This window comes from Methylorubrum pseudosasae (genome assembly GCF_029504475.1).
Taxonomy (GTDB): Bacteria; Pseudomonadota; Alphaproteobacteria; order Rhizobiales; family Beijerinckiaceae; genus Methylobacterium; species Methylobacterium extorquens.
The window spans coordinates 1,355,400-1,379,410 of sequence record NZ_JAQGDU010000002.1; the positions used below are offsets into that span (position 1 = coordinate 1,355,400).

Annotated in this window: 23 protein-coding genes, 2 tRNA genes and 1 pseudogene; 16 read left to right on the forward strand and 10 right to left on the reverse strand. The window is 68.4% G+C overall.

From position 1 onward, the window contains the following. Positions 1–141 precede the first annotated feature (141 nt). Together M2437_RS07330 and M2437_RS07335 are read left to right on the forward strand one after the other, a co-directional pair. Positions 142–381: a hypothetical protein gene (locus M2437_RS07330; protein WP_003600694.1), complete on the forward strand. Its 240-nt coding sequence runs from the start codon at positions 142–144 to the stop codon at positions 379–381. A 9-nt stretch (positions 382–390) separates the two neighbouring features. After that, complete coding sequence (locus M2437_RS07335) at positions 391–747, forward strand: MmcQ/YjbR family DNA-binding protein (RefSeq protein ID WP_253386979.1); 357 nt, start codon at positions 391–393, stop codon at positions 745–747. A 7-nt stretch (positions 748–754) separates the two neighbouring features. Here the strand turns inward: M2437_RS07335 and M2437_RS07340 are convergent, their stop codons facing one another. Further along, the gene (locus tag M2437_RS07340; RefSeq protein WP_003600685.1) at positions 755–2,377 is read right to left on the reverse strand and encodes an ABC-F family ATP-binding cassette domain-containing protein; all 1,623 of its coding nucleotides are present in this window, start codon (positions 2,375–2,377) and stop codon (positions 755–757) included. 381 nt (positions 2,378–2,758) lie between these two features. On the opposite strand from M2437_RS07340, the gene M2437_RS07345 reads away from it, so the two are divergent. Next, positions 2,759–4,456 (forward strand): methyl-accepting chemotaxis protein, encoded by a 1,698-nt coding sequence (locus tag M2437_RS07345; RefSeq protein WP_253386980.1) that lies wholly within the window; start codon positions 2,759–2,761, stop codon positions 4,454–4,456. Between the two features lie 114 nt (positions 4,457–4,570). Here M2437_RS07345 and M2437_RS07350 read toward each other — a convergent pair whose 3' ends face one another. Then, positions 4,571–4,789, reverse strand: a complete 219-nt coding sequence (locus M2437_RS07350) for a hypothetical protein (RefSeq protein ID WP_003600683.1) — start codon at positions 4,787–4,789, stop codon at positions 4,571–4,573. A gap of 327 nt (positions 4,790–5,116) precedes the next feature. Here M2437_RS07350 and M2437_RS07355 point away from each other — a divergent pair, with 327 nt between their 5' ends. Then, positions 5,117–5,374, forward strand: a complete 258-nt coding sequence (locus M2437_RS07355; RefSeq protein ID WP_056114659.1) for a hypothetical protein — start codon at positions 5,117–5,119, stop codon at positions 5,372–5,374. A gap of 5 nt (positions 5,375–5,379) precedes the next feature. Here M2437_RS07355 and M2437_RS07360 read toward each other — a convergent pair whose 3' ends face one another. The 4 genes and pseudogenes from M2437_RS07360 to M2437_RS07375 form a co-directional block, all read right to left on the reverse strand. Beyond that, positions 5,380–5,994 carry a DNA-3-methyladenine glycosylase family protein gene (locus M2437_RS07360; protein ID WP_253386981.1) on the reverse strand — a complete coding sequence of 205 codons (615 nt, stop codon included), beginning with the start codon at positions 5,992–5,994 and terminating at the stop codon, positions 5,380–5,382. 107 nt (positions 5,995–6,101) lie between these two features. Then, positions 6,102–6,821, reverse strand: a complete 720-nt coding sequence (locus M2437_RS07365) for a cytochrome c biogenesis CcdA family protein (RefSeq protein WP_253386982.1) — start codon at positions 6,819–6,821, stop codon at positions 6,102–6,104. Positions 6,822–7,000: 179 nt separating this feature from the next. Then, a complete protein-coding gene (locus M2437_RS07370) occupies positions 7,001–8,767 on the reverse strand; it encodes a monovalent cation:proton antiporter-2 (CPA2) family protein (RefSeq protein ID WP_253386983.1) in 1,767 nt (588 codons plus the stop codon). A gap of 102 nt (positions 8,768–8,869) precedes the next feature. Further along, positions 8,870–9,809: pseudogene (locus M2437_RS07375) on the reverse strand (pirin family protein). Between the two features lie 739 nt (positions 9,810–10,548). On the opposite strand from M2437_RS07375, the gene M2437_RS07380 reads away from it, so the two are divergent. Beyond that, entirely contained in the window at positions 10,549–10,689 is a 141-nt protein-coding gene (locus M2437_RS07380; RefSeq protein WP_238506209.1) for a hypothetical protein, read from the forward strand. A 65-nt stretch (positions 10,690–10,754) separates the two neighbouring features. Further along, positions 10,755–10,904 carry a hypothetical protein gene (locus tag M2437_RS07385; protein WP_499006590.1) on the forward strand — a complete coding sequence of 50 codons (150 nt, stop codon included), beginning with the start codon at positions 10,755–10,757 and terminating at the stop codon, positions 10,902–10,904. Positions 10,905–11,117: 213 nt separating this feature from the next. Here M2437_RS07385 and M2437_RS07390 read toward each other — a convergent pair. Then, a tRNA-Glu gene (locus tag M2437_RS07390) sits at positions 11,118–11,192 on the reverse strand. 147 nt (positions 11,193–11,339) lie between these two features. On the opposite strand from M2437_RS07390, the gene rlmB reads away from it, so the two are divergent. Both rlmB and rpsA read left to right on the forward strand, forming a co-directional pair. Beyond that, entirely contained in the window at positions 11,340–12,146 is an 807-nt protein-coding gene (gene rlmB / locus M2437_RS07395; protein ID WP_253386985.1) for a 23S rRNA (guanosine(2251)-2'-O)-methyltransferase RlmB, read from the forward strand. Between the two features lie 414 nt (positions 12,147–12,560). Further along, positions 12,561–14,273, forward strand: coding sequence for a 30S ribosomal protein S1 (gene rpsA, locus M2437_RS07400; RefSeq protein ID WP_003600675.1), 1,713 nt, complete (start codon positions 12,561–12,563; stop codon positions 14,271–14,273). Positions 14,274–14,386: 113 nt separating this feature from the next. Here the strand turns inward: rpsA and M2437_RS07405 are convergent, their stop codons facing one another. Continuing rightward, positions 14,387–14,938, reverse strand: a complete 552-nt coding sequence (locus M2437_RS07405) for a hypothetical protein (protein ID WP_499006592.1) — start codon at positions 14,936–14,938, stop codon at positions 14,387–14,389. Between the two features lie 130 nt (positions 14,939–15,068). Between M2437_RS07405 and M2437_RS07410 the strand changes: the two genes are divergently transcribed. The 7 genes from M2437_RS07410 (at position 15,069) to M2437_RS07440 (ending at position 20,069) form a co-directional block, all read left to right on the forward strand. Continuing rightward, positions 15,069–15,692: a putative sugar O-methyltransferase gene (locus M2437_RS07410; protein WP_499006594.1), complete on the forward strand. Its 624-nt coding sequence runs from the start codon at positions 15,069–15,071 to the stop codon at positions 15,690–15,692. A gap of 260 nt (positions 15,693–15,952) precedes the next feature. Then, positions 15,953–16,918 (forward strand): signal peptide peptidase SppA, encoded by a 966-nt coding sequence (gene sppA / locus M2437_RS07415; RefSeq protein ID WP_003600669.1) that lies wholly within the window; start codon positions 15,953–15,955, stop codon positions 16,916–16,918. A 41-nt stretch (positions 16,919–16,959) separates the two neighbouring features. Beyond that, a complete protein-coding gene (gene ihfB / locus M2437_RS07420) occupies positions 16,960–17,268 on the forward strand; it encodes an integration host factor subunit beta (protein ID WP_003600667.1) in 309 nt (102 codons plus the stop codon). A 224-nt stretch (positions 17,269–17,492) separates the two neighbouring features. Continuing rightward, positions 17,493–17,861 carry a LapA family protein gene (locus tag M2437_RS07425; protein ID WP_253386987.1) on the forward strand — a complete coding sequence of 123 codons (369 nt, stop codon included), beginning with the start codon at positions 17,493–17,495 and terminating at the stop codon, positions 17,859–17,861. 16 nt (positions 17,862–17,877) lie between these two features. After that, complete coding sequence (locus tag M2437_RS07430) at positions 17,878–18,525, forward strand: phosphoribosylanthranilate isomerase (protein WP_253386988.1); 648 nt, start codon at positions 17,878–17,880, stop codon at positions 18,523–18,525. A 122-nt stretch (positions 18,526–18,647) separates the two neighbouring features. Next, on the forward strand, positions 18,648–19,889 hold the full coding sequence (gene trpB / locus M2437_RS07435) for a tryptophan synthase subunit beta (RefSeq protein WP_253386989.1): 1,242 nt from the start codon (positions 18,648–18,650) through the stop codon (positions 19,887–19,889). A gap of 103 nt (positions 19,890–19,992) precedes the next feature. Further along, positions 19,993–20,069: transfer RNA gene (locus M2437_RS07440), tRNA-Met, on the forward strand. A gap of 139 nt (positions 20,070–20,208) precedes the next feature. On the opposite strand, the gene M2437_RS07445 is transcribed toward M2437_RS07440, so the two are convergent. Together M2437_RS07445 and M2437_RS07450 are read right to left on the reverse strand one after the other, a co-directional pair. Then, on the reverse strand, positions 20,209–20,709 hold the full coding sequence (locus tag M2437_RS07445; RefSeq protein WP_253386990.1) for a hypothetical protein: 501 nt from the start codon (positions 20,707–20,709) through the stop codon (positions 20,209–20,211). After that, positions 20,709–21,230 (reverse strand): GspMb/PilO family protein, encoded by a 522-nt coding sequence (locus M2437_RS07450; RefSeq protein WP_277570239.1) that lies wholly within the window; start codon positions 21,228–21,230, stop codon positions 20,709–20,711. Before M2437_RS07450 ends, M2437_RS07445 begins: the two co-directional genes overlap by 1 nt. Before the next feature lie 292 nt (positions 21,231–21,522). Here M2437_RS07450 and gspD point away from each other — a divergent pair, with 292 nt between their 5' ends. Next, on the forward strand, positions 21,523–23,910 hold the full coding sequence (gspD, locus tag M2437_RS07455) for a type II secretion system secretin GspD (protein WP_253386992.1): 2,388 nt from the start codon (positions 21,523–21,525) through the stop codon (positions 23,908–23,910). Positions 23,911–24,011: the final 101 nt, after the last annotated feature.

Consider the following 24,011-nt stretch of genomic DNA (forward strand, 5'->3'; position numbering starts at 1 on the left):
CTTCCATCATCAACAGCAGGCCGCCGAATGAGATTTGGACGCTCACCGTTCGGCCGGACCAGAATCCGGGGGACCCTCAATGATCCCTTCCGCCGCGCGGGCGTTGATCGGTTCGTGTGATGTGGCGGGAGGATACGGGCCATGACGAAGCTTTTCATCGCGCGGGTGCGCAACGCTGGCGGTGAGCGCCCCCTCGTGACCGTGCGGGCCGCGGCGGAGGGCGAGGCGCGCCTGTTCGTCGAGGCGGCCTACCCCGAGGACGAGATCGTCGAGATTACCGAGCCCGGCGAATGGGTGAGCGACAGCGACACGGGTACGAAGAACGGCGATGTGCGCGAGCATCCTGGCACCGCATGGCAGGCGCCGACGAGTCGGGCGTAGCGCGCGGCCATGTCCTGCCTGCCCGAGGATGTCCGCGCCCTCGCGCTGATGCTGCCGGAAACGGTCGAGGGCGCGCATCAGGGCCATCCGGATTACCGGGTCGGCGGGCGGATCTTCGCGACGCTCTGGACCGATGAAGCGCGGGTGGTCGTGCGGCTGACGCCCGAGGCGCAAGCCTCATGGCTTGAGGCCGAGCCGGACGCGTTTGAACCCGTGCCGGGTGCCTGGGGGGCGCGCGGCTGGACGAGCCTCGAACTCGACCTTGTCGAAGAGGAGACCTTGCGCGGCGCGCTTCTGACCGCTTGGCGGATCGTCGCGCCGCCCGGTCTCGTTGCCCGCTACGAAGGTCTCGCGCTCGATCCGTGAGTGCGGGTCAGCTTCTCAGCCCCGGCGCTTCCTGACCGGTGCTCGCCACGTATTCCGAGTAGCCCCCGCCATACTGGCGGATCCCGTCCCCGGAGACTTCAAGCACGCGGTTCGAGAGGGCGGCCAGGAAGTGCCGATCGTGGCTCACGAACAGCATCGTGCCCTCGAAGCCTGCCAGCGCGTTGATCAGCATTTCCTTGGTGGCGATGTCGAGGTGGTTGGTCGGCTCGTCGAGGACGAGGAAGTTCGGCGGGTCGTAGAGCATCTTGGCCATCACCAGCCGCGCCTTCTCGCCGCCGGACAGCACGCGGCAGGGCTTCTCCACGTCGTCGCCGGAGAAGCCGAAGCAGCCGGCCAGCGCCCGCAGCGAACCCTGGCCCGCCTGCGGGAAGGTGCTTTCCAGATCCTCGAACACGGTCAGGTCGCCATCGAGTAGGTCCATGGCGTGCTGGGCGAAGTAGCCGAGCTTGACGCTGCCGCCGACGGCAACGGTGCCGGCATCGGGCTGCGCCGTGCCGGTGATGAGCTTCAGCAGCGTCGATTTCCCGGCGCCGTTGATGCCCATCACGCACCAGCGCTCCTTGCGGCGGATCGCGAAGTCGAGGCCTTCGTAGATGATGCGGCTGCCGTAGCGCTTGTGCACGCCCTTGAGCATCGCGACGTCGTCGCCCGAGCGCGGCGCCGGCTGGAACTCGAAGGCGACGGTCTGGCGGCGGCGCGGCGGCTCGACCCGCTCGATCTTGTCGAGCTTCTTCACCCGGCTCTGGACCTGCGCGGCGTGGCTGGCGCGGGCCTTGAAGCGCTCGATGAACTTGATCTCCTTGGCGAGCATCGCCTGCTGGCGCTCGAACTGCGCCTGCTGATGCTGCTCGTTCAGCGCCCGCTGCTGCTCGTAGAAGCCGTAATCACCGGAATAGGTGGTGAGCGTGCCGCCATCGATCTCGATGACTTTGGAGACGATGCGGTTCATGAACTCGCGATCGTGCGAGGTCATCAGAAGCGCGCCGTCATAGCCTTTGAGGAAGGCTTCGAGCCAGATCAGGCTTTCGAGGTCGAGGTGGTTGCTCGGCTCGTCGAGCAGCATCACGTCAGGGCGCATCAGCAGGATGCGGGCGAGCGCGACGCGCATCTTCCAGCCGCCCGAAAGCCGGCCGACATCGCCGTCCATCATCTCCTGGGAGAAGCCGAGCCCGGCCAGCACCTCGTAGGCGCGCCCTTCGAGCGCGTAGCCGTCGAGTTCCTCGAAGCGGGCCTGCACCTCGCCGTAGCGCTCGATCAGCGCTTCCATCTCGTCAGCCCGGTCGGGATCAGCGAGACCGGCCTCCAGCTCCTTCAGCTCGGCCGCGACGACGCTGACCGGGCCCGCGCCGTCCATGACTTCGGCGACGACCGTGCGTCCGGCCATCTCGCCGACATCCTGGCTGAAATAGCCGATGGTGATGCCGCGCTCCGAGGAGACCTGCCCCTCGTCGGGCTGCTCCTGCCCGGTCATCATCCGGAACAGCGTGGTCTTGCCGGCGCCGTTCGGGCCGACGAGGCCCGCCTTCTCGCCCTTCTGAAGGGCGGCGGACGCCTCGATGAAGACGATCTGACGACCGTTCTGCTTGCCGATCTTGTCGAGGCGAATCATGCGTCCGCGAGGCCTGGTTGGTGGTCTGGGGGCGGTGTGCCGGAAAGGGAGCGCTCGCGCCTTACGCCAAGGGCGCGGCGAGCGGAAGCAGAGGGGCTTCAGGGCAGGTCCGCTTCTGGCGACCGCGAGGTTTTCGGTCGCCGGTGCCCGACAGGCCAAGGAAGGCGAGCAAGCGACCGGATTTTATCGGTGAGGCAAATCGAGTTCGATTAGTGGCTACCGAACCGAATTCCAAAAGACATCATATGTTGTAAGTGGTCATCGGCGCCAAATTATCCGTAGAGTTGCAGCTTATTAACCGTGCCTGCCTCACATGATTGTGATCCGAGGCGACCGGGGCGGCGCGCGGATACTCTTTGACGGTCCCCGCGACGCGAACAGATGCGCTGGTTCACAAATCTCAAGCTGATCGGAAAACTCGCCATTCCGGTGGCACTGGTCGCACTGGTCGCGGCCGGTATCGTCGGTCTGGCGCGGAATACGCTCGGCCAACTGCAACGCGGGACACAGGAGGTCGTCGATGTGCGCGCGGCTCGGGTCATCACCGCCTTGCAGACCGCGCTCGCCATCGACGAGGCCGTGATCAGCGAAAAGAACATCATCCTCGAGACCGACGCCGCGATCCTGTCGGCGCAGCACGAGCGATTCGAGGCCGCGCGGGCACGGGCGCTTACCGGCGCAGACCACTTGATCGCCATCGCGGATACCGACGCGCGCCGGGCGATGCTGACCGAGGTCAAAGCGACGATCTCCGGCTTCTTCGCGACGGTCGAGCGTTCGATCGCCCTGGGACTGAAGAACCAGAAGGAGCAGGCGTTCAAGGTCTCCGCGGATGAGGTACGCCCGGTCCGGACAAAGGCGATCGAGGCGATCCAGAAGCGCATCGCGGCCAATATCAGCGATCTCGATGACGCCAAGCGGGAGGCCGCCGAAATCGGCTCGTCCGCCGCTCTGACGCTGACGGTCATCGCGGTCGTCGGCCTGCTGCTGGCCTTCGGGTTGCTCGGGGTGATCGTGATCGTGGGGGTCGTGCGCCCCATCGGCCGTCTCGTACACGTGCTTCAGCGGATGGCCGAAGGCGCGATCGAGACCGAGATCGCCGAGGCGCGCCGCGGCGACGAGATCGGCGCCGTCGCCCGTGCCGTCGAGGCCATCAAGGCGCTCGTCGCACGCAAGGCCGCAGAGCAGGCGGAAATGAAGCGCGTGGCGGATGAAGCCGCGGCGATCGAGCGCCGCCGCACCATGATCGAGTTGGCCGACGGCTTCGAGCGTGCCGTCGGCGGTGTCGTCGGGATGGTGTCGTCCTCCGCCACCGAGTTGCAGGCGACCGCTCAGCAGATGACGGCCACCGCGACCGAGACCGCCAGCCAATCGACCACCGTCGCGGCTGCGGCGGAGGAAGCAGCCTCCAATGTCGGCACCGTCGCCGCTGCCGCGGAGGAACTCGGTGCCTCGGTCCACGAGATCGGCCGGCAGGTCGGCGCGTCGGCGGACATGGCGCAGCGCGCCGTCGGTGAGGCGGACCACAGCGCCGCCCTCATTCATGAACTGAGCCAGGCCGCGGCGCGGATCGGCGACGTGGTGAACCTCATCGCCACCATCGCCAGCCAGACCAACCTGCTCGCGCTCAACGCCACCATCGAGGCGGCGCGGGCCGGGGAGGCGGGGCGTGGCTTTGCCGTGGTCGCGAGCGAGGTGAAGGAACTCGCCGCGCAGACCTCGCGGGCGACGGAGGAGATTTCCGGGCAGATCGCGCAGATCCAGGGTGCCACCGGTCAGGCGGTGACGGCGATCGGCGGCATCACCGGGCGCATCCGCGAGATCAACGCGGTGGCGACGACGATTGCCGCGGCCGTCGAGGAGCAGGGGGCGGCGACCCAGGAGATCGTGCGCAACGTCTCTCAGGCGGCTGTGGGCGCGGGCGAAGTCACCAGCAACATCGCGGGTGTGGCGCAGGCATCGGAGGAAACCGGAGCCGCCGCCACGCAGGTTCTGGCCTCGGCCTCGGAGCTGTCACAGCAATCCGAGCATCTGCGGGCGGAAGTCGCGCGCTTCCTCGCGACGGTGCGCGCGGCCTGAACCGGGACCCACGCGAATTGAAGAAGGGGACGCCTCACGGCGTCCCCTTTTTCGTTCGTCGAACGGGTTTCGAAGGGGGTCACTGAAGGCCGGCAACCCCGATCGAACGGTGACTTAGCCCGGTACCTTCTTATGGGTCACAGCGGCGGCCACTTCGTCGGGCCGGACCTCGTCACCGGCCACCGCGCCGGAAAGCGCCGCGGCGTGAAGGGCCAGTACGGGCACGAAGACGAGCGCCATCATCAGCGCCACAACGAGCACCACGCTGCCGTTACCGCCGGATTTCGCCGCGCGAGAGCGCGCACGGCGGGAAATGACATTGGAGTCAGTCATGGCTCACCTTTTTGTCGGACCAGCCGCCAAGGCCGGTCGCGGGTGAGCCGGATCAGACGATCAGGCGCAGAACACGCGGGTGGCCGAAGGCGGCGTGGTCGATCGACTACTGTCGTCGGGCATTGGGGTCGGAAGTTCCTGTGGAGCCGCGCATCGCGCGCACGGCGACGATGAGCAGACAACGCGCGCTTGCAGGATCGGTTCGATCCCGTCAAGTCCGAACGTCGTTGCGCGCTGTGAATGTGGGCGGTCGTCGCGTTCCGACATCATCGGCGATCAGCGGCGGACCTGCGCGAACGCGTGCGGTGCAACTCGCGTTGGGACACCATGTCGAACGACACGATCATCTGGACGCAGGGCGGCATCGCCGAGGTGCCCCTGCAGCGCTTCACCGGCCGAATCGGCGCGATCGAGGTCGCCACCGTCGAGTATGACGGATCGAACCGTCTCTGGACGTGGTGGAGCCCGCTCGCCGAGGACATCTGGGGCCATGCGCAGGAGCCGGAGGCGGCCAAGCAGGCCGCCGAACTCTGGCTGCGCAACTGGCTCGAAAATTTCCGACCGTTCTTCGAGGCGGGTCGCTGAATGCATCAGGCGGCGACGGGCGCTGCGTCCCGGCTGCGCCACATGTAGCGGGCGAGGATCGAGCGATACGGCGCGAACTGCGCAGCCACCGCGACCGTATCCTCAATCCCTGCGAGCCGCCGCAGGACGCCGACCGCGGCCACGTCGCCGACGGGCCAGATGTCCGGATCGAGAAAGTGGAAGATACCGGCCATGTCGGCCGTCCACGGTCCGACCCCGCGGATACGGCATAGAACGGCCGAGCGCTCGGCATGCGGGTACGTCGCGAGTTCCGGGCCGAGGAGGCCGGCCTCCTCGGCCTCGCGGATGGCGTGGAGCGCCCGCACCTTGTTCGCCGAGACGCCGCAACCGCGCAACAGAACCTCGGTACCCGGGACGAACAGATCGCGCGGCGTCCCGTCCTGGGCCGCCGCGGCCGCCTCGATCCGCGTCCAGATCGAGAGGGCGGCCTTCGTCGAGAGCTGCTGGTTGACGACCTCGACGAACAGACGCTCGGCAAGGCTGGCATGCGCGGGCGGCGCGATCTCGATCGAGCCGATGGCCGTGATGGCAGCTCGCAACGGCTCCGCGACCGTGGCGGCCGTTCCGAGTATCCTTTCGTAGATAACTGCGTCGAGCATCTTCTTCCTGGGGCGACGATGACCACCGCCGGGAAACGCCCGGCATCGTCCACCGCTCCGCCTTCCCGCCTCCGCGTTTGACCCGCAGTGGCCGCGCAGCCCCTTGATCAGAAGCGCGTCGTGAGCGCGGTCAGCCAATCCGGCGAGGCCTCGACCAGCGTGGTTTCGAGCGCCCGATCATAGCCCGATAGAATCAGCGCACCGGTGGCAACGAGGATCAGGCCGAGCGCGAGCTTGAGCCCCTTGCCGACACCCATCATCCGCGCGCGCCAGCGGATCAGCACCTCGCGCGACAGCATCCCGAGGGCGACGAGGGGGAGGGCGGCCCCGACGCCGAAGACCAGCATGGTGGCCGCCACAGTGCCGAGGTCGCGCCCCTGGGCGGCGAGCAGGGAGGCCGCGCCGAGGGTCGGGCCGACGCAGGGGCTCCAGACGGCGCCGAGGAGGAGGCCGACGGCGAACTGGCCCGCCAGCCCCGCGGTCGCAACCCCGCCGAACCGCTGCTCCGCCCAGTTGCTCAACGGCCCGGCCGCAACGGCGAACCGATTCTGCGCCGCCGGTACGATCAGGATAATGCCGAGCAGCACCAGCAGTACCGCCCCGATGGCGCGAAACCGGTCGCTGTCGAGGCCGAGCGCGAACCCGATCGTCGCGATGAACAGCCCGATCGCGACGAAGGAGAGCGCCAGACCGGCGGCGAGTGCCACGGGCCCGAAGCGATGCTCCGCGACCGCCGCGCCCAGCACCAGCGGAAGCAGCGGCAGCACGCACGGCGACAGCACCGAGAGGAGGCCGGCAAGGAAGGCGAGGCCGAGATGGCTGGCCATGGTGCGGCTCGAAACCCTTGTCCGAGACGTCCCCAGTCACACGCCGGCCGGATCGCCTCGGCCGGGTGCCCTCGTCTCCCGGCTTTCTCTACAGGCGAACGCCGTGCCCCGCATCGGCCGGCCGGCTTCCCTTGGTGCCGCATCCCAGGCGGCCCTCTGTCTTCGCCGCCGTGCCCAGCTCACCCGTGCCCATGCGTCGGCATGGACGCGTTCCCCCGGATCAGCTCCCGGCCGGCATAGAGGCCGCCGACGACCTGCAGGTCGAGGCGTTCCGCGTCGCGCCGACGGACCTCGGCCATGATCTCACCGGCCGCGTCAGGATCGGCCCCGATCGTCACCAGCGCCTGTTCACCCAGCGCAAAGGCCGATTCGAGCGTCTCGCGCATCTGGTAGGCGACACCCGCCTCGATCAGTTCCACCGCATGCTCGCGGTCACGGGCACGCGCCAGCACTGGAACCAGCGGAAACTCCGCCTTTGCCAGCTCGGCGATGCGCTTGGCCATGGCGCGGTCGTCGATGCAGATCAGGATCGCTCGCGCCGTCGCGGCGCCGGCCGCGCGCAGGATGTCGAGCCGGGCCCCATCGCCGTAATAGACCTTGAAGCCGAACCCCTCGGCGAGGCGGATGTTGTCGGCGTTGGTGTCGATGATCGAGACCGAGCACCCGCGCGAGATCAGCGGCTGGCTGACGATCTGCCCGAAGCGGCCGAACCCGATGATCAAGGCGCTGCCGACGAGATCCTCCGGCGCCTCAACCCCGTCCGTAGACGCGGTGGCCTTCGGCCCGAGGCGATCGAAGGCGATGACGGTCAGCGGCGTGATCGCCATCGACAGGATGATGGTGGCCGTCAGGATCGCGTTGGTCGTGCCGTCGATGATCCCCGCACTCGCCGCCGCCACATAGAGCACGAAGGCGAATTCGCCGCCCTGCGCCATCAGGGCCGTCCGCTCCAGCGCCTCGGCATGTTTGGTCCGCAGGGCGCGGGCGACCCCGTAGATGACGAGACTCTTCACCGCCATGTAGGCGGCCACGCTCATGAGGATCAGGCCCCAGTTCGCGGCGATCACTGCGAGATCGAGGGACATCCCGACGCCGAGGAAGAACAGGCCGAGCAGGATGCCGCGGAACGGTTCGACATCGGCTTCCAGCTGGTGGCGGAAGCTCGATTCCGAGAGCAGCACGCCGGCGAGGAAAGCCCCCATCGCCATGGAGAGGCCGCCGAGCTGCATCGCCAGCGCCGAGCCGAGCACGACCAGAAGCGCCGCCGCAGTCATGACCTCTCGCGCCTTCGCCGCGGCGAGCAGGCGGAACAGCGGGTTGAGCAGCCAGCGGCCCGCGGCCACGAGCGCGGCGATGGAAACCAGGGCGATGGCGACGGCGATGGCGCGCTCGGTCCCACTCGTTTCGGCGCCACCGGGCGCGAGCAGCGCGACGGCGGCCAGAAGCGGCACGATGGCGAGATCTTCGAGCAGCAGGATGGCAACGATCCGCTGGCCTTTCGGCGTCGAGAGCGAGCCGCGTTCTTCGAGAAGCTGCATGACGATGGCGGTCGAAGTGAGCACGAAGCCGGTGCCGGCCACGAAGGCCACGACGACCGGAAACCCCATGGCGACGCCGACCAGCGTGAGGGCGGCGATGCAGGCGCCGACCTGGGCGAGACCGAGACCGAAGATTTCGCGGCGCATGCCCCAGAGCCGCGACGGCTCCATCTCCAATCCGATGATGAAGAGGAACATCACGACGCCGAGTTCGGCGACGTGAAGGATGGCGTGGGCATCGGTGAAGAGGCCGACGCCGAACGGCCCGATGGCCAACCCCGCCACGAGGTAGCCGAGGACCGAGCCGAGCCCGAGCCGCTTGAACAACGGAACGGCGACGACGCCCGCGGCGAGAAGGGAGACGACCTGAACGAGTTCGTTCGCGGCCCCGGATGCTTCGATCGCCATGGCGTGGTCGGACCTCTGGACGTGTTGGAAAGCGCCGGTCGGGCGCGGGGCGGAGCGTGCGGGCAGGGGGCGCGCAGCCCTCGGTGAGCTGCGCGCCTTCGATCACGGATAGCGGACGGGCGGGGGATCCTCGGGCAGCGGGATGAACTCGGCATCGTTCGGCACCGTGTCGAAGCGGCCCTGGCGCCAATCCTCCTTGGCCTGGGCGATCCGCTCCGGCCGCGAGGAGACGAAGTTCCACCAGAGGTGCCGCGGGCCGTCCATCGGCTCGCCGCCTAGAACCATGAACCGCGCGGCCTCCGTGGCGCGCACGCTGATGCGGTCGCCGGGCCGGAACACCAAGAGCTGGGCCGGGACCGAAACCGTCGCCGGCAATCTCGATGGCGCCCGCAACCGTATAGATCGCCCGCTCGTCGTAGGTCGGGTCCAGCGGCAGGACGGCGCCGGCTTCCAGCACCACATCGGCATAAACCATCGGGCTCGATGTCCGCACCGGCGAGCGCGCGCCGAAGGCTTCGCCCGCGATCAGGCGAACGGTCTTGCCCTCGCCGGTGAGGACCGGAAGCGCCGAGGCATCGTAGTGCTCGAAGGCCGGCGCGCTTTCCTCCTCCCGAGCCGACAGGGCGACCCAGCTCTGAATTCCGAACAGGCGGGAGCCGGTCTGGCGAAGGGTCGGGGCGGTGCGCTCCGAATGGGTGATGCCGCGTCCGGCCGTCATCCAATTCAGTTCGCCCGGCCGGATCGGCAGCTCGGTGCCGAGACTGTCGCGATGCATGATCTCGCCGTCGAACAGGTAGGTGACGGTCGAAAGGCCGATATGCGGGTGCGGACGCACGTCCATACCCTGACCGAGCAGGAACTCGGACGGTCCCATCTGGTCGAAGAAGATGAACGGGCCGACCATCCGGCACTCAGTCGAGGGGAGGGCGCGGCGCACGGCAAACGAGCCGAGATCGCGCGAGCGCGGCACGATCAGGGTCTGGATCGCGTCGCAACTGAAATCGTCGCCCGGGATCGGATCATCCGCACTGTGCCAGCTCATCGCCCTTCTCCCTGTTCGGCCGAGACCGACGGCACGGCACGGCTCGAGAAGCGTGTCGGTCGCCGCGTCGCCCGCCATCCTGTGACGGCGTGTCGTCGAAAGCACTATGGAATGAGCGAGAGAGAACGAAAATGGAAACTGAGGAAACGTATCGTTTCCAAAAATGCCGCTCTTGGCTCTTCACGCCCCCGTTCAGTAGCCACGTCGTGCCCCCGCCCATCCGGCCTGACGTCCCCTGCCTGGCGGCCTATCCCTATGTCGTCGTGCGCGTGGCCCGTCCTCATTGTCCGAACCGCACGGGCAGCTACCGGCTCGCCCGGTTGGCCACTCGGCTTGCTCAGCGCGCCCGCAGCGGGCTTCCCACATCTCCATGAGCGCCGCACCAGTGCTGGCGACGCACCGCGTTGGCCGCATGGCTACCTCAGCCGGATACCTCTGGGGTGCAGGCGGGTTTCCGTTGATGCAAGCCGATGGCGTGATGCCCGAACATGCGGCTCACCATCGGCCTCACGAGCAGGAGGGAGCTACCGCTATGGCAGACATTCGCTCACACGACCCGCTTGGCAGATCCGATGGCGGGCCAGCATCCGGCCGAGGCGGCTCATCGAGTGGTGGCGGGGCAGCGGATCAGGCGCGACAGGCGTTGCGCGATGCGACGGATAAAGCTTCTGACGCCTGGGACAGCGCCTCGGAGTACGGCTCGCGGTACTACCGTCAGGGAAGCCGAGCAGTCGGCAATGTGGATTCAACCACGATGACGGGCTTCCTCGTCGCGGGGGCTATCGGCTTCGGGCTCGGCTGGTTGGTGTTCGGCCAGCATTCCTATTCCGGGGATTACGTCGCGAGACGCATGAGCCGCAGCAGCGAGCGCGATTACTAGATTGGAGCTGCCGGCGACTGGCCAAGCCGAGCAAGGCACAGTCTGTCGTCGGCAACCTCCCATCCATGACTAGTATCTTCCCCGACCAGATTGCCCCCATGGTTTTGGCCGGCAAGGAGGGCCGCGAGCGGACCATGATGCGCTGGGGCATCCCAGGGCCGAAGGCTTACGGCGAACAGCCCGTCACCAACGTCCACTGTTTGATGGGCGCATGACGGAGGTGGCGCGTGGCGAGCGTCACGATGGAGAGGCAACCCCATAGGAGGGTCGAAGCCTCGTGCGCTTTGTGATGCCGCGGCAGGGAACGGAAAGTCGCTAACCCGGCGGTGCCAAGCTGCAGTTCATATCGCCGCACTTTTGACGTTCACGGCCAAAAACCATGAGCCCTAAGGCATCGCGATTGAATGTTCTTTTCGGCCAGAGGGGAATGGCGCGCCCTGCGGGAATCGAACCCGCCTTTTCAGCGTGAAAGGCTGACGTCCTAACCGATAGACGAAGGGCGCTGTCTGACGGCGACCGGTCTATAGTCGGGTTCGCCGCCGACGGCAACGGCTTTGCCGCATGATTCCGCGACTTGACGTGGGGCGGTCCCATCGGCTTCTCGGACATCCGATACGTCGCGTCCCTTTCCTGCCCTGAAAGACCCGCCCATGACCCCGCCGCGCGACCGCCCGGCCAAGCCGTACGGCTTCCGGCCCCGCCCGCGACCCCAACCTTCGGGACCGGCGGCGCGTGAGGGGAGGGACCACGTCGTGCTCTATGGCTGGCACCCCGTCTCGCAGGCCTTGGCCAATGCGGGCCGCCACTTTCATCGGCTGCTCGCCACCGAGAATGCGCTGGCGCGCCTGAAAGAGGCCGGCATCGAACTGCCGATCGAACCGGAGATGGTCCGCCCGAGCGCGATCGACCGGCTGCTCGGCCCGGACGCGGTGCATCAGGGTCTCTACGCGGAGGCCGAGCCGCTGGCCGCACCCGCACTCGACGCGATGCCGGACGACGCACTGCTGCTCGCGCTGGATCAGATCACCGATCCGCACAATGTCGGCGCCATCGTCCGAACGGCGGCCGCGTTCGGCGTCACTGCCATCGTCACCACCGCGCGCCACTCGCCGAATGCCACGGGCGTGCTGGCGAAATCCGCGTCCGGCGGCCTGGAGCACGTCCCGCTGGTGATCGTCCGAAACCTGGCCGAGGCGCTGATCACGCTCGGCGAGCGCGGTTTCACCCGGATCGGTCTCGATTCGGATGCCGGAACGACCCTCGAGGCGGTCGGCCCGCGCCGACCGGCGGTGCTCGTGCTGGGGGCCGAGGGCAAGGGCCTGCGCCAGCGCACCACCGAATGCTGCGACCTGCTGGTGCGCATCGACGCAACCGGCGCCATCCGCAGCCTCAATGTCTCGAACGCCGCGGCGATCACCCTCTACGCCCTGACGCGTTCGGCCGGGACGGCGGCCTGACACCTGATCCCGGCGCCGGATGGCGCCGGGCATCGTCTGAAGACCGATACGCTCCGGTCTGGTCGCAACAAGATCCCGGACGAATCGTATCCGCCCGAACTCAACTCTCGCGGCGGCGTTCGCGTCCGAGTCTCCGGCATTCCAAGACGTTGCAAGACGTTGCGTCGCGCACGCGGATCCGGTATCGCTCGCACCGATTTCCTCATCGATACCGTCAGGATCCAGGCTTTCTCGCCCGGCGGACGCATCGCCGGGGGGATCGAGCCCTCGGCCATCGCTTTCAATATGCGTCGGCCCTCCGAAAGGAGGCGAGCCCGGCCGGATCGTCCATCCGGCGGGCGGCGGTGACGGGGGTCCTTTGCAACACGAGCCGCCGACGCAGGCCTCACGAAACGGGGCCATTCAGGAGAAAGAATGTCAGCTGGTCTGAACGTAAGCTCTTCGGCCCGCGAGGATTTCGCGGCCCTGCTCGAGGAATCCTTCCTCCAGCATGAGATCACCGAAGGTTCGGTCGTCAAGGGCACCGTCGTCGGCATCGAGAAAGATGTCGCCGTCATCGATATCGGTGCCAAGACCGAGGGGCGCGTCCCCCTCAAGGAATTCACCGGCCCGGGCCGCGAGGGCGAGCTCAAGGTTGGCGACGAGGTTGAGGTTTACGTCGACCGCATCGAGAACGCGCTGGGCGAGGCCGTCATCTCGCGCGACAAGGCGCGCCGCGAGGAGTCGTGGGTCAAGCTCGAGAAGGCCTTCGAGGCCAACGAGCGCGTCACCGGCACGATCTTCAACCAGGTCAAGGGCGGCTACACCGTCGATCTCGACGGCGCCGTGGCGTTCCTGCCGCGCTCCCAGGTCGATATCCGCCCGGTCCGCGACGTGACCCCGCTGCTCGGCACGCCCCAGCCGTTCCAGATCCTCAAGATGGATCGCCGCCGCGGCAACATCGTCGTGTCGCGCCGCACCGTGCTCGAAGAGAGCCGCGCCGAGCAGCGCTCGGAGCTGGTGGCCAACCTTGAGGAAGGTCAGGTCATCGACGGCGTCGTCAAGAACATCACCGAGTACGGCGCCTTCGTCGATCTCGGCGGGATCGACGGCCTGCTGCACGTCACCGACATGGCGTGGCGCCGCGTGAACCACCCGTCCGAGGTCGTGACCATCGGCCAGACGGTCAAGGTCAAGATCATCAAGATCAACCACGAGACGCACCGCATCTCGCTCGGCATCAAGCAACTCCTGGCCGATCCGTGGGAGGGCATCGCCGCCCGTTACCCCGAGGAAGCCAAGCTCAAGGGCCGCGTGACCAACATCACCGACTACGGCGCCTTCGTGGAGCTGGAGCCGGGGATCGAGGGCCTGATCCACGTCTCCGAGATGAGCTGGACCAAGAAGAACGTCCATCCGGGCAAGATCGTCTCCACCTCTCAGGAGGTCGAGGTGCAGATCCTGGAGGTCGATTCGGTCAAGCGTCGTATCTCGCTCGGCCTCAAGCAGACCCTTCAGAACCCGTGGGATGCCTTCGCTGAAAAGCACCCGGTCGGTTCCGAGGTCGAGGGCGAGGTCAAGAACAAGACCGAGTTCGGCCTGTTCATCGGCCTCGAAGGCGATGTCGACGGCATGGTTCACCTGTCGGATCTCGACTGGAACCGTCCCGGCGAGCAGGTCATCGAGGAGTTCAAGAAGGGCGACATGGTGCGTGCCCAGGTTCTCGACGTCGATGTCGAGAAGGAGCGCATCTCGCTCGGCGTGAAGCAGCTCGGCGGCGATCCCTTCGCCGAAGCCGGCGAGGTCAAGAAGGGCCAGATCGTCACCTGCGAAGTCGTCGAGGTGAAGGATTCCGGCCTGGAGGTGAAGCTCGTCGACACCGACATGCAGACCTTCATCCGCCGCGCCGAACTCGCCCGTGACCGTGGCGACCAGCGTCCCGAGCGTTTCGCCGCCGGCGAGAAGTTCGACGCGCGCGTCATCCAGTTCGATCGCAAGGCCCGCCGCGTGCAGGTCTCGATCAAGGCGCTGGAAGTCGCCGAGGAGAAGGAGGCGATGGCCCAGTTCGGCTCCGCCGATTCGGGCGCTTCGCTCGGCGACATCCTCGGTGCCGCCTTCAACAAGAAGAAGGGTGGCGACGAGGAGTAAGCCTCGCTGCCTTCCGACAATGCCTCGGGGCCGGCTCTGCCGGCCCCGAACTTTTTCCGGTCCCGTTTTCGAATCGTCCCGAAGCGAGCGCGATGGCAAACCGCCTCTCGAGCTTAGGCGCCAGCCTGAGATGGTTGAGGGGCCAGCGCCCCGGACGCCGTTCCGACCCGCTCCCGTCCCATTTCGATTCCGAGCGCTATCTCGACCTCAACGCCGATGTGGCGATGGCGGTCGAAGCCGGTCTCGTCGCCTCGGCGGAAGAGCATTACCGCGTCTTCGGTCGCCGCGAGGGGCGCCCGATCCAGGTCCCATCGGCGACGGCCGAGCTCGGCGGCGGAATCGCCGGAGAGTGGACCTACCGATATCCCTACCGCGCCTGGCCCGAACTGCCGGCCATCGCCTTCGCCGCGCCCCGACCCGGCCCTGAGGATGACGCCATCGCGCGACGCCTCATCGCCGCCTGGCAATCCGGTGCCGGACGCGCAACGGTCCAGGCCGACAGCGAGGGCATGTGGGCGGCCCGGAGCCAGGGCTTTCCCGATTTCCACCGTGCCCTGCAAGGCGGGGATGCCGGCGCGCTCGCTGGCCTGCTGAACAACCTGTTCCAGTCGCATCTCGCGCACGGCATTGCCATGGGGCGCACGATGGCGACGCTGGCCCGCCACGCGCCCACGCCGTTCGCCGCAAGCTGGTGCGACCGGCTGCTGCGGCTCTCGGAGGCGGTCGGCCTCGCCCCGATCCGCTCACCCGAGCAGGGCGATTACGCGGCCGCGCTCCCCGGTCCCCTTGCCCACCATGTCGCGCCCCCGCGTCTCGAGGCCGAGCTCGGCTTCCCCCTGGCTTTTCCCCGAGGTCGGCGCCCCGTTCGGCGTGCGATACGGCGCCAACATCCTGCCCGAGCACGCCTTGACCCACGCCTACGCCGCTTGGCGGGTGGGACAACTCGGCCGCTTCGACCGGGTGGTCGAGATCGGCGGCGGTTTCGGCGGACTGGCTTGGTTCCTGCGCCATCCCGGCCGGCACTATACGATCCTCGATCTGCCCTTCACCAACGTGCTCCAGGGCTGGTTCCTGCTGAAAGCGGGCCTCGACGTGTCCCTGGCCGGCGAGCCGGACGCCGCGATCCGGGTCCGGCCGTGGTGGGAGATCGAGCGGAACGAGCGCTACGATCTGGCGATCAATCAGGACTCGCTGCCGGAGATGCCGCCGGAGACGGCCGCCATGTATATCGCGCGGATCCGCGCCATCGCCCCGCTGTTCTTCTCGATCAACCAAGAGGCGGCGGCACCGAACACCGACGCATTCCGGCAGGCCGTCGTCGCCGATCTGGTTGCGCGAGACGGTGGCTACCGCAGGCTGGGCCGGCATCTGTTCTGGATGCGTGACGGCTACGTCGAAGAAATCTACGCTCGACGCTGAACGGGTTGCCTCCCGCGGACATGGCGTCCGACGACGACCGCTCCGGGTTGTACCGGCGTGACTGGAACGGGCTCTTGCCCGCGCGCCTCGGGCGGCGCTAAACACGTGCGCGGACTTGGTCGCAGCAACCGAACCCAAGTCCATCAAGGGTTTGGCCGGCATCCGGATCGGACAGGGCCGTGCTCCGGCAGGGCATGGCGTGAACGGTCCCAAAGAAACGACGGCTGCACCGCGCCGCTTGGAGAGGAGTACATCGTCGGATGGCTGCAGACGCCGAGTTTCTCATCGACCGCCGCCGTCTGCGCCGCAAGCTCACGCTATGGCGGATGCTCGGCATCGGTGCGGCCATCGTCGCCGTCGGTGCCTTGGGCTACCGCGCGCGGGTCGGCGAGGGCCGGCTGTTTCCGGCCACCGAGAATCAGATCGCCCGGATCTCGATCGGCGGCTTCATCGCCGGCAGCGACTCGACCCGCAAACTGATCGAGCGGGTCGGCGAGTCGAACGCGGTCAAGGGTGTGGTGATCTCGATCTCGTCACCGGGCGGCACGACGACCGGCTCGGAGGAGCTCTACCGCAACCTGCGCGCGCTGGCCGCGAAGAAGCCGATGGTCGCCTTCGTCGATGGCACGGCCGCCTCGGGCGCCTACATCACCGCGATCGCCGCCGATCACATCGTCGCCCGCGAAACCGCGCTCGTCGGCTCGATCGGCGTGCTCTTCCAGTACCCGGACGTGTCCGGCCTGCTCGACAAGGTCGGCGTGAAGGTCGAGTCCGTTAAGTCCTCGCCGCTCAAGGCGGAGCCCTCGGGCTTCAGCCCGACTTCGCCGGAGGCCCGCGCGGCCCTGTCGTCGATCGTCCTCGACACCTACGGCTGGTTCAAGGGCCTGGTGGCGGAGCGCCGCGGCATGGATGAGAGCCAGATTGCCGCCGTCGCCGATGGCCGCGTGTTCAGCGGTCGCCAGAGCCTGCCCCTCAAGCTCGTCGATGAGCTCGGCGGCGAGCGCCAGGCGGTGGCATGGCTGGAGAAGGAGAAGAAGGTCCCCGAGAAGCTTCCGGTGAAGGACTGGAAGCCGAAGGCCGACGGCGGGTTCAAGCTCTGGTCGACTCTGGGGCTCGGCGCCGATCTTCTCGGCCTTGAAGGGCTTGCCAGCCGTCTCCGTGCCGTCGAGGACGAAGCCGCCGGGCTCAGCGGCGGGCTCCTGGCCGTCTGGCGGCCGGCCCCCTGAGGTCTCGCGCCGCGCCAGCCCCGCATCCGGAAGAGAGCCGCATGATCAAGTCGGAACTCGTGCTCAAGATTGCTGAGCAGAACCCCCATCTCTACCAGCGCGACGTCGAGACCCTGGTGAACGCGATCCTCGACACGATCGCCGACGCCCTGGCGCAGGGCGACCGTGTGGAGCTGCGCGGCTTCGGCGCCTTCTCGGTCAAGCGCCGCGAGGCTCGCCGCGGGCGCAATCCGCGCACGGGCGAATCCGTGGCTGTGTCGGAGAAGGCGATCCCCGTCTTCAAGACCGGCAAGGAGATGCGCCTGCGCCTCAACCGCGCCGGTATCGGCGACGAGCAGCCGAGCGCCTGATCGCATCCGCGCCGAAGCGTCGTTACGGGTGTGACACGAGGCGCAGTCTCGACATCTCGCTTCGCCGCGCCCATTTCGACGCCGCTTGCGCCGAACCGGCATCCCCTTCGGCGTGAAACGCTCTAGTTCTGCGGTCTGAGCCTCGAAAAGCCCCTCGCTCGAAAGCCCTTAGCGGCACCGGTGAGCCCCCCGAAGGCCCATGCCGTCCGTCGGAGACCTCTTGCATGATTCGATTTCTGAAGGCGCTGATCCTGCTGCCGATCGCGGTGGTGGTGGTCCTGCTGGCCGTCGCCAATCGCGAGGCCGTGACCCTCTCCTTCGATCCGTTCTCGCCTGAGCCCGTGTTCAGCCTCTTCCTGCCGCTCTACGCCGTGGTGTTCGGCTCGGTGGCGCTCGGCATTCTCGTCGGCGGTATCGGAAGCTGGCTCGGGCAGAGCCGGACCCGCCAGCGCGCGCGCTATCATCGCCGTGAGGCCGACCGTCTCGCCAAGGAGGCGGCCGAGTTGAAGACCTTCGGCACGCCGGGCGTCGAGCCGGGTTACGCTGGCGCCGGCTCCTACACCGCCCTGCCGGCCCCGGCAGCGGCGCGCTGAGGGCTTCGTCCCGTCCATGGCAGACATCTGCGTCAAGATCTGCGGCCTCAGCACCGAGCCGACGCTCGACGCGGCCCTCGACGCAGGCGCCGACCTCGTCGGCTTCGTCCATTTCCCCAAGAGCCCGCGCCACCTCACCCTGGAACAGGGCCGAGGCCTCGCGCAGCGGGCGCGGGGGAGGGCGCAGCGCGTGGTGCTGCTGGTCGATCCGGACGACGCGCTGCTCGCCGCTGCGATCGAGGCGTTCGATCCCGACCTGATCCAGCTTCACGGCCAGGAGACGCCACAGCGCGTCGCCGACATCCGTGCGCGGACCGGCCGGCCGGTCATGAAGGCCGTCGGCATTGCCGCGGTCGCCGATCTTCGCACGCTCCCGGCCTATGCCGTCGTCGCGGACCGGCTTCTGCTCGACGCCAAGCCTCCCCCCGGCGCCGATCTGCCAGGCGGGAACGGACGCCGCTTCGACTGGGACATCCTGAACGGGGCCGAGCTACCAGCGGGCACGATGCTGTCGGGCGGCCTCGATAGCGGGAATGTCGGCACGGCGCTCGCGCGCACGGGGCTCGTCGCCGTCGATGTCTCGTCGGGTGTCGAGATCCGGCCGGGCGAGAAAGATCCGGACAGAATCGCGGCCTTCGTCGCCGCCGCCCGCCGCAGAGCCTGAGCATCGCGGGCGTTGCCCAGCGGTTGCTTCAGCGCGTTTGTCCGGCTGTGCCGCATTGCGGCGACCCGCGCATGGGTCTAGCACGCGAGGCAACGATCAGATTTTCGCGAAGGACCGTCCCCGTGACGCTGAACCCCGCTCCCAATTCCTTCCGCACCGGGCCGGATGAGCGCGGTCGCTTCGGCATCTTCGGCGGCCGCTTCGTGGCCGAGACGCTGATGCCGCTGATTCTCGATCTCGAGAAGGCCTATGCCGACGCCAAGGCCGACCCGTCGTTCAAGGCGGATATGGAATCCTACGGCACCCACTACATCGGCCGGCCGAGCCCGCTCTACTATGCCGAGCGCCTGACCGAGCACCTGCGCGCCCAGACTCCGGCGGGGCAGGGGGCGAAGATCTTCTTCAAGCGCGAGGAGCTGAATCACACCGGCTCGCACAAGGTGAACAACGTCCTCGGCCAGATCCTGCTCGCCCGCCGCATGGGCAAGCCGCGGATCATCGCCGAGACCGGCGCGGGCCAGCACGGCGTCGCGACGGCGACGCTCTGCGCCCGTTTCGGCCTGAAATGCGTGGTCTATATGGGTGCCGTCGATGTCGAGCGGCAGGCCCCGAACGTGTTCCGCATGAAGATGCTCGGCGCCGAGGTGATCCCGGTGCAATCCGGCACGCGCACGCTCAAGGACGCGATGAACGAGGCCCTGCGTGACTGGGTCACCAACGTCTCCGACACCTTCTACTGCATCGGCACCGTGGCCGGACCCCATCCCTATCCGGCGATGGTGCGCGACTTCCAATCGGTGATCGGCATCGAGACGAAGCAGCAGATGCTGGAGATGGAGGGCCGCCTGCCGGACTCGCTCATCGCCTGCATCGGCGGCGGCTCGAACGCCATGGGTCTGTTCCACCCCTTCCTCGATGACCGCGACGTCGAGATTTACGGCGTCGAGGCGGCCGGGCACGGCGTGCAGAGCGGCCTCCACGCCGCCTCGCTCACCGGCGGCCGCCCGGGCGTGCTGCACGGCAACCGGACCTACCTGCTGATGAACGAGGACGGCCAGATCGCCGACGCCCACTCGATCTCGGCGGGCCTCGATTATCCCGGCATCGGCCCCGAACACGCATGGCTGCACGAGATGGGCCGGGTCACCTACCTGTCGGCGACCGATGCGGAGACGCTGGAGGCGTTCAAGCTCTGCTCGATGCTGGAAGGCATCATCCCGGCTCTGGAGCCCGCGCACGCGCTGTCGAAGGTGATGGAGCTCGCGCCGACCAAGCCGGCGGACCACTTGATGGTGCTGAACCTCTCCGGCCGCGGCGACAAGGACATCCCGCAGGTGGCGCAGATCTTCGGTCAGACGCTCTGAGGGGGAGAACCTGCGCGGGGGCCGCAACAGACCGTTGACACCCTCGCGCGCTTCTCCCTATATCCCGCCCATCGGACGCCGCGTCAGCGCCGTCCGTGACAGTGGCGGGGTAGCTCAGCTGGTTAGAGCAGAGGAATCATAATCCTTGTGTCGGGGGTTCAAATCCCTCCCTCGCTACCAAATCACCTTCAAATAGAACGATGAGACGCCGAGCCCTGGACAACCGTCCGGGGCTTTTTGTTTCTATGGGCTGCCCTTCGGAACTCAGATGCTTGAGCCGATGAGGATCGCGCCGTCTCCCGCTCTCCTGAACCTCGCCTCAGTTCCGAAGCGCCGGCTCGAGCGGGAGCGGTCGCAGCGTGACCGGCTGGCCCATGAACGCAGCGGTGAACGAGCGGCCGTTCTGGTCGAGTGTGACGCTGTCGGGGGCGATGGCGGTGATGTGCCAGTTGTCGCGTCCCTCGCCAGGGCCGAGCCAGCTCTCGTCGCCGCTGCCGTCGTCGATCAGCACACGGGCTCTGCCGCCATCGACGACGATTCCGCGCACCGTCAGCACCGGGCGGCGCGGCTCGCCTTCGAGGATCGCGGCCCGGCTTCCTCGCGCGGTCCAGTCGCGTCGGCCGGGATCGAACAGGGGCCGGCGCAACGCCGCGCCGCTTGAAGCGGCGCCGGGTTGCGAGTCGAAAGGCCGTGCGGGGGCCTCCGGCGCCGGCTCTACCCCGATCGGCCAAGCGAAAGCAGCCAACGCCGCGGCACAGGCGAGCCCGAAGACCGCACGCGGCAGGCGGCGGGTCGCGCGGAGGGCACGCCGGACGCCCATCACGGCGTCGCTCCCGGCACCGGCGGCGGGATCAGGACGCCGCGGGCGATCAGGCTCGCCCGCATCACCGTTGGCCGGCCGGTCTCGCGATCCGCCGCGCGCTCGATGCCGAGTTCGGCCTCCTCGACAGCGACGAGCGGTGACTCCGTCTCGAGCGCGTGCAGCAGCCCCTGCAGTCCCTCCGCCGTGCCCCGGACCGAGGCGCGAAGGCGCGGCAGGGTGGGGCGGTCAGGATCGGCTTCGAGGTCGGCGCGCTCGACCACCGCCGCCCGTGCGCCGGCTAGGCTCTCGAGGCGCTGGCGGAAGATCGCGAGCAGTTCCTCTCCGCTTGAACCGGCAAGCGGGATCGGCAGCGGCGGACGCGACGCGGCGGCGCGCGCGCGGTCGAACCGCTCGCGGCCTACCTCGATCTGCGCGGCGGCCTCGACCGCCTCGCCGACCGGGTCGGCGGCCTCGACCCCGGCCTCGCGCCGGTTCGCGCCCTGGCGGAGGGCGTCGCCGGCGACCGGCTGCGCCCGCACGCGGCCCTGTCCTCCGGACAATATGTCGAGATCCGCGCCGCTGTCTCGGACGGACGGGGCCGCGCCCTGCGCAGCGCGATCATCTCCGCGAGCGGCACCGGCACACCGGTCCTGTCCTGGCAGCCGGACGGGCCGGATCTGGTGGGCGGCCTAGCCCATCCCGCCTGCGGGCCGCTCGCCGCCGCGCTGATCCGGCTCTGAGCCAAACTTATCAAATATCAATCGCTCGTTAACCATAAGTAGCTAGCGTCACCCCCACCAGCAACCAGCGGCATCGAGGTCGAGCGGAGGCATGGCGATTCGTGCACATGTCCTCGCGCTGACGTTCGGGCTGGCTCTCGGCCCACCCGGCGCAGCCTTTGCCGCCGAGCCGTTGTCAGCGCCCGGCTACGGCCCGCGGCCCTCGGGCGGATTCATCCTCCGCGGGAACGACCGGTTCATCGCCGGGGAGGCACCCGCGGCGCAGAGGCTCCCGGGCGGCCTCGTCAGCCTCAACCTCGTCGAGGCCCCGCTGCCGAATGCCGCCAAGGCGGTGCTCGCCGACACGCTGGGCCTGGGCTACACCCTCGATCCGCAGGCCACCGGCACCGTCACGCTCCAGACCGGCGGTGCGGTCACCCGCGAGGCGCTGCTGCAGATGTTCGAGGCGGCGCTGGCGAGCCGCGGTCTCGTGCTGCGCCGTCGCGGACGCATCGCCCAGATCGGACCCGCGGCCACCGACCCGAATGCCGTGCGCGCGGTGCGCGGCCCGGCCGCGGAAGCCGGCGCCGTCGCCGTGCCCCTGCGCTGGGTCTCAGCGGTCGAGATGCAGGCGATCCTGACGTCGGTCGCACCCCGCGACGTGGTGCTTCGGGCCGACCGGGCGCGCAATCTCCTGATCCTCAACGGCGACGCGACCCAGATCCGCGCCCTCCGCCAGACCATCGAAATGTTCGACGTCGATTGGATGCGCGGCATGTCCACGGCGATGCTGCCGGTGCGCAGCGCCAGCCCCGTCACGCTCGCCCGCGACATGACGCAGATGTTCGGGGGCGAGGCCGCCGGCACCGGGGACGTGATCCGCTTCATTCCCAACGAGGCGCTGAGCGCCATCCTCGTGGTGAGCTCGCGCGCCGTCTATCTCGACCGCGCCCGCGTGATGCTGGAGCAGATGGAGGTGCTCGCGGCCGAGCGCGAGCGCCAGCTCTTCGTCTACCGCATCCAGAATCGCTCGGCCCGGGAACTCGCGGCGGTGCTCCAGGGTGTGGTCGCGGCGGAAACCGGCGCCCCCGTGAACGTCTCGTCGGGCTCCGGCGCCGCGCAGGCCGGCCTCGGCGGCAGCTTCGCCCAGGGCGCGGGCGCGATGCCGGGCGGACTCGCAGCCGGATATGGCGGCCCCGGCGGCTCGGGATATGGCAGCTCCAGCGGCTCGGCCGGGCTGTCCGGCCCAGGTGCACCTTACGGCGCTGGCTACGGAACTGACGCTGCGACGGGCGGTGCCGGAGGCACGGGCGCCTACGGAAGCACCGGGTCCATGCCCGGCACGGGATCCGCGGGGGGCATGTCCCCCATGGGCGGCGCCGGCATGGACGGGACCGGGGGCCTGCCCGCCGCGTACGGCGCCGCGCCGACTGCCTACGGTGGCGGCTACGGTGCGGAGACGGGCATGGCGGGGGGGTATTATGGCGGGGCCTACGGCGCCCGCCGCGACGCCATCGGCGTCGTCGCCGACGAGGCCAACAACAGCCTCGTGATCTCGGCCACCCGCAACCAGTACGACAAGATCCTGCGCATCCTCGGCCGGCTCGACGCGATGCCGACGCAGGTTCTGCTCGAGACCGTGATCGCCGAAGTGACGCTCAACAACGAGCTTCAGTTCGGCGTGCAGTGGTTCCTCAAGAACAGCGGTTCGCGCTTTAACCTGGCCCAGGCGGACACCAACCGCAGCGTCGCCCAGGGCACGAGCGGCACGGACGCGCTGATCAAGGCCGCCGCGCGGGGCGTGCCGGGCTTCAACTACCTGCTCAACGCCTCCGACTTCAACGTCGTGCTCAACGCCCTGCAGGGCGTGACGCGGGTCAACGTCATCTCCTCGCCCAACATCACCGTGCTCGACAACCGAACCGCCAAGCTCCAGGTCGGCGATCAGGTGCCAATCGTGCGCCAAAGCGGCCAGAGCGCGTTCGCGGCGGGTGCGCCGATCCTCAATCAGATCGAGATGAAGGATACCGGCGTGATCCTGTCGGTGACGCCGCGGGTGAACAAGAACGGCCTCGTGGTGCTCGACATCAATCAAGAGGTCAGCGACGTCGTGAAGACCACGACCTCGGAGATCAACTCGCCGACCATCCGTCAGCGCCGGGTTGCGACCAGCGTGGCGGTGAATGACGGCCACAGCCTCGCCATCGGCGGCATGGTGCAGGAGAAGGCGCAGATCACCAACGAGAGCGTGCCCCTCCTGGGCGATTTGCCGATCGTCGGACCCGCCTTCCGCAACCGCATCGACGGGCGCGTGCGCACGGAGCTGATCGTGTTCATCCGGCCGAAGGTGATCCGCGGCACCGTCGAGGCCGACCGCATCGCCGAGGATTTCCGCCAGCAATTCCGGGCGATGATGCCGATCCGCCCGGTGCCGGCGCCCCTGCCGATGGCCGCCATGCCGATCGGGCCGGACGGCGTGCTGCGCCGGATGATCGACTGATCCGCAGAGGAGTTCGGCCCGCCCAAGCTTTGGACAATCTCGCGCTTCAAAGCCGCCAGACCGATCGTTTCAGATCCCGCGACCGGTGAAGGATTACGCTG

Excerpts from the sequence above, each read along its gene's own strand:
- M2437_RS07350 (WP_003600683.1), bottom strand. The coding sequence starts at position 4,789 with ATGACTGACTCCAATGTCATTTCCCGCCGTGCGCGCTCTCGCGCGGCG.
- M2437_RS07340 (WP_003600685.1), bottom strand. The coding sequence starts at position 2,377 with ATGATTCGCCTCGACAAGATCGGCAAGCAGAACGGTCGTCAGATCGTC.
- M2437_RS07385 (WP_499006590.1), top strand. The coding sequence starts at position 10,755 with ATGACTAGTATCTTCCCCGACCAGATTGCCCCCATGGTTTTGGCCGGC.
- gspD (WP_253386992.1), top strand. The coding sequence starts at position 21,523 with ATGGCGATTCGTGCACATGTCCTCGCGCTGACGTTCGGGCTGGCTCTC.
- M2437_RS07360 (WP_253386981.1), bottom strand. The coding sequence starts at position 5,994 with ATGCTCGACGCAGTTATCTACGAAAGGATACTCGGAACGGCCGCCACG.
- M2437_RS07330 (WP_003600694.1), top strand. The coding sequence starts at position 142 with ATGACGAAGCTTTTCATCGCGCGGGTGCGCAACGCTGGCGGTGAGCGC.
- M2437_RS07445 (WP_253386990.1), bottom strand. The coding sequence starts at position 20,709 with ATGGGCGTCCGGCGTGCCCTCCGCGCGACCCGCCGCCTGCCGCGTGCG.
- M2437_RS07430 (WP_253386988.1), top strand. The coding sequence starts at position 17,878 with ATGGCAGACATCTGCGTCAAGATCTGCGGCCTCAGCACCGAGCCGACG.
- M2437_RS07370 (WP_253386983.1), bottom strand. The coding sequence starts at position 8,767 with ATGGCGATCGAAGCATCCGGGGCCGCGAACGAACTCGTTCAGGTCGTC.
- M2437_RS07365 (WP_253386982.1), bottom strand. The coding sequence starts at position 6,821 with ATGGCCAGCCATCTCGGCCTCGCCTTCCTTGCCGGCCTCCTCTCGGTG.
- rpsA (WP_003600675.1), top strand. The coding sequence starts at position 12,561 with ATGTCAGCTGGTCTGAACGTAAGCTCTTCGGCCCGCGAGGATTTCGCG.
- M2437_RS07335 (WP_253386979.1), top strand. The coding sequence starts at position 391 with ATGTCCTGCCTGCCCGAGGATGTCCGCGCCCTCGCGCTGATGCTGCCG.
- rlmB (WP_253386985.1), top strand. The coding sequence starts at position 11,340 with ATGACCCCGCCGCGCGACCGCCCGGCCAAGCCGTACGGCTTCCGGCCC.
- M2437_RS07410 (WP_499006594.1), top strand. The coding sequence starts at position 15,069 with ATGTCGCGCCCCCGCGTCTCGAGGCCGAGCTCGGCTTCCCCCTGGCTT.
- M2437_RS07355 (WP_056114659.1), top strand. The coding sequence starts at position 5,117 with ATGTCGAACGACACGATCATCTGGACGCAGGGCGGCATCGCCGAGGTG.
- M2437_RS07425 (WP_253386987.1), top strand. The coding sequence starts at position 17,493 with ATGATTCGATTTCTGAAGGCGCTGATCCTGCTGCCGATCGCGGTGGTG.
- sppA (WP_003600669.1), top strand. The coding sequence starts at position 15,953 with ATGGCTGCAGACGCCGAGTTTCTCATCGACCGCCGCCGTCTGCGCCGC.
- ihfB (WP_003600667.1), top strand. The coding sequence starts at position 16,960 with ATGATCAAGTCGGAACTCGTGCTCAAGATTGCTGAGCAGAACCCCCAT.
- M2437_RS07345 (WP_253386980.1), top strand. The coding sequence starts at position 2,759 with ATGCGCTGGTTCACAAATCTCAAGCTGATCGGAAAACTCGCCATTCCG.